General features: G+C 73.8%; 2 protein-coding genes and 1 pseudogene. 1 reads left to right on the top strand and 2 read right to left on the bottom strand.

The genetic code is table 11. The features are described 5' to 3' along the window. Positions 1-4: 4 nt before the first annotated feature. Positions 5-1369 carry a cytochrome P450 gene (locus tag DZF91_RS25625; protein ID WP_117359772.1) on the top strand — a complete coding sequence of 455 codons (1365 nt, stop codon included), beginning with the start codon at positions 5-7 and terminating at the stop codon, positions 1367-1369. Positions 1370-1506: 137 nt separating this feature from the next. Here DZF91_RS25625 and DZF91_RS25620 read toward each other — a convergent pair whose 3' ends face one another. Together DZF91_RS25620 and DZF91_RS40355 are read right to left on the bottom strand one after the other, a co-directional pair. Continuing rightward, positions 1507-2280, bottom strand: a complete 774-nt coding sequence (locus DZF91_RS25620; RefSeq protein WP_117359771.1) for a helix-turn-helix domain-containing protein — start codon at positions 2278-2280, stop codon at positions 1507-1509. A 294-nt stretch (positions 2281-2574) separates the two neighbouring features. After that, a pseudogene (locus DZF91_RS40355) lies at positions 2575-2843 on the bottom strand (hypothetical protein); the annotation flags it as partial.

The following is a 2843-nucleotide window of genomic DNA, read 5'->3' as shown; positions in this document are numbered from 1 at the left end:
GCCCGTGCCCCGGCCGCGCTCCGCCGGGACGGGACGGGTGCCGCCCGGCCCGCCCCGGCGCGCGATGCCAGGCGTCCTCGCGCGGCTCGTCCGGGACCGGCTCGCGCTGATGACCGCCGCCGTGTCCGAGTACGGGGACGCCGTGCGCGTCGCCGCCGGCCCCCGCACGATGTACATCTTCAACCACCCCGACCACGCCAAGCACGTCCTGGCCGACAACGCCGCCAACTACCACAAGGGGCTCGGCCTCCAGCAGGCCCGCCGCGCCCTCGGGGACGGGCTGCTGACCAGCGAGGGCGAGCTGTGGCGCAAGCAGCGCCGGACGATCCAGCCCGCGTTCCAGAGCGCGCGGATCGCCGCCCAGGCGGGGGCCGTCGCCGAGGAGGCGGCGGCCCTGGTGGACCGGCTGCGGGCGCGCCGCGGCGGCGGGCCCGTGGACGTGACGGGCGAGCTGACCGGGCTCACCCTCGGCGTCCTCGGCCGCACCCTGCTGGACACCGACCTCGGCGCGCACGCGTCGGTCGGGCACGCCTTCGAGGCCGTCCAGGACCAGGCCATGTTCGAGATGGTCACGCTGAGCTCGGTCCCCACCTGGGTGCCGCTGCCCAAGCAGCTCCGGTTCCGGCGGGCCCGGGACGAGCTGCGCCGGGTCGTGGACGCCCTGGTCGCGGGGCGCGGCGACGGCTGGTCGGCGGAGGCCGACGACGTGCTGGCCCGGCTGGTGGCGTCCACCCGGGCCGAGCCCGACCCGGCGGTCGGCGCGCGGCGGCTGCACGACGAGCTGGTCACGCTGCTGCTCGCCGGGCACGAGACCACCGCGAGCACGCTCGGCTGGGCGCTGTACCTGGTGGACCGGCATCCCCGGGTGGCGCGGCGGCTCCGCGAGGAGGCCCGCGACGTGCTGGGCGACCGTCCGCCCGTCCACGAGGACCTGCACCGGCTCACCTACACGGCCATGGTCGTGCAGGAGGCGATGCGGCTGTACCCGCCGGTGTGGATCCTCACGCGGCAGGCGCTGCGGGACGACGAGGTCGGCGGCTACCGGGTGCCGGCGGGGTCGGACGTGCTGGTCAGCCCCTACACGCTGCACCGGCACCGCGACTACTGGGACGACCCGGAGCGCTTCGATCCGGATCGGTTCGACCCGGCGCGTCCCAACGACCGGCCCCGGTACGCCTACATCCCCTTCGGCGCGGGCCCGCGGTTCTGCGTCGGCAACAACCTGGGGATGCTGGAGGCCGTGTTCGTCCTCGCGCTCATCGCCCGCGACCTGCGGCTGCGCGCCGTCCCGGGGCGGCCGGTGGTGCCGGAGCCGATGCTGTCGCTGCGGGTGCGCGGGGGGCTGCGGATGACCGTCCACGACGCCTGATCCGTCTCGCTCGTCCGCCCGTTCGTCCCGTCCATCTCAGTCCACTCGCTCGGAGGCCCCGGACCGTCGCGGTCCGGGGCCTTTCCGTGCGGGGCGGGGGAGCGGAGGCGGGCGGGAGGCGAGACCGGTCGGGGGCGTCAGGCGCCCGTGGCGTCGACGCGGTCCATACCGGTGTCGAGGAGCGCGAGCAGGAGCGGCGGGTCGATGATGCGCATCGGGCGCAGCCGGACGTCCACCGGGCCGGGCACCGTGGACGAGCCGACGGCGATGGGCCCGGACGACCCGACCCACGGCACGGCGTCGGGGGCGGTCGGGTCCGGCACGACCGGTCCCCGGCCGGGGGCGACCGAGTGGGCCAGCACGTACCAGGTGCCCTGCGGGACGTTCGGCAGCTCGTAGCGGCCGGGGCCGTCCAGGACCGTGCAGCGGACCGGCGACCCCTGCGGGATCGGCTCGGGGAACAGGCCGACGAACACCAGGTCGGCGTCCCGGTCCGGGGGCGGCACGATCTCGCCGCCGATCGTCACCGACCGGCTGCCCCAGCCGTTGCGCCGGTTGTCGGTCGGGATGAGCGGCCGGAACCCGCCGTTCTGCCGGTACAGCGTCGGCGCGACGCCCACGCTGCTCTTGAACCGGGAGCTGAACGTCCCGACGCTGGTGTAGCCGACCTGGTTGCTGATCTCGGCGACGGTGAGCGAGGTCGAGATCAGCAGCCGCTTGGCCGCCTGGAGTCGGACCGCCGACAGGAACCGGCCCGGCGAGATGCCGGTGACCTGCCGGAAAATCCGGGAGAAATGGAATTTGCTGAACAGTGCCGTGCGTGCCATGTCGTCGATGGTGAGCTGCTCGCCGAAGTTCTCGTACATGGCCCGGACGACCCGCTCGACGGCCTCTTCCGAAACGTCTGCCATCTTTACAACCCTCGCGCTGTGGCGGTCCTCCGCCGAGGCGGAATCCCGCGTTTACAGGTCTTCGGTTGGCTTGACAAGACCATGCTAAATGGCCGCTGTGCTGGGTCAACGTGCGCGGGCCGAACAATAACGGCGTGATGGAGAGTAATGCAGACGGGCCGCTCCCGAAGGTGGAAATGAAAAAGGTGCGCTCCGTGATCGCCGGACCACGTTCGGGAGTTTCTGCGGACAGGCGGGAACGCCCGTGCAAAAAGGCGAAAGAACGGGGCCGCGGTATTGCCGCTGGAGAATTCGTCAGTCCGAGTCGAGCACGGTGGCGAACCACTCCCACGCGGTGGCGGTCTGGCGCGCCAGGCCGGCGACCGCCTCGCGGCAGTGGCTCGGCACCGCCTCGACCAGGCCGGTCCAGTCGTCCAGCGCGAGCGCCTGGGCGTTCAGCACCCGGAGCAGTTCGCGGCCGGGGTCGGTGTGCCGCAGCGCCGGGTCCTTCATCAGCCGGACCAGCACCTCGCGCGCCGACGCCGGGCCGCCGGGCCGGCGCCGGTCGTCCGCGCCCGCCGGGG

It is taken from the genome of Actinomadura logoneensis, from assembly GCF_003428695.1.
Lineage (GTDB): Bacteria > Actinomycetota > Actinomycetes > Streptosporangiales > Streptosporangiaceae > Spirillospora > Spirillospora logoneensis.
The sequence above is the reverse complement of the archived record's forward strand: the minus strand, read 5'-3'. Positions and strand labels throughout refer to the sequence as shown.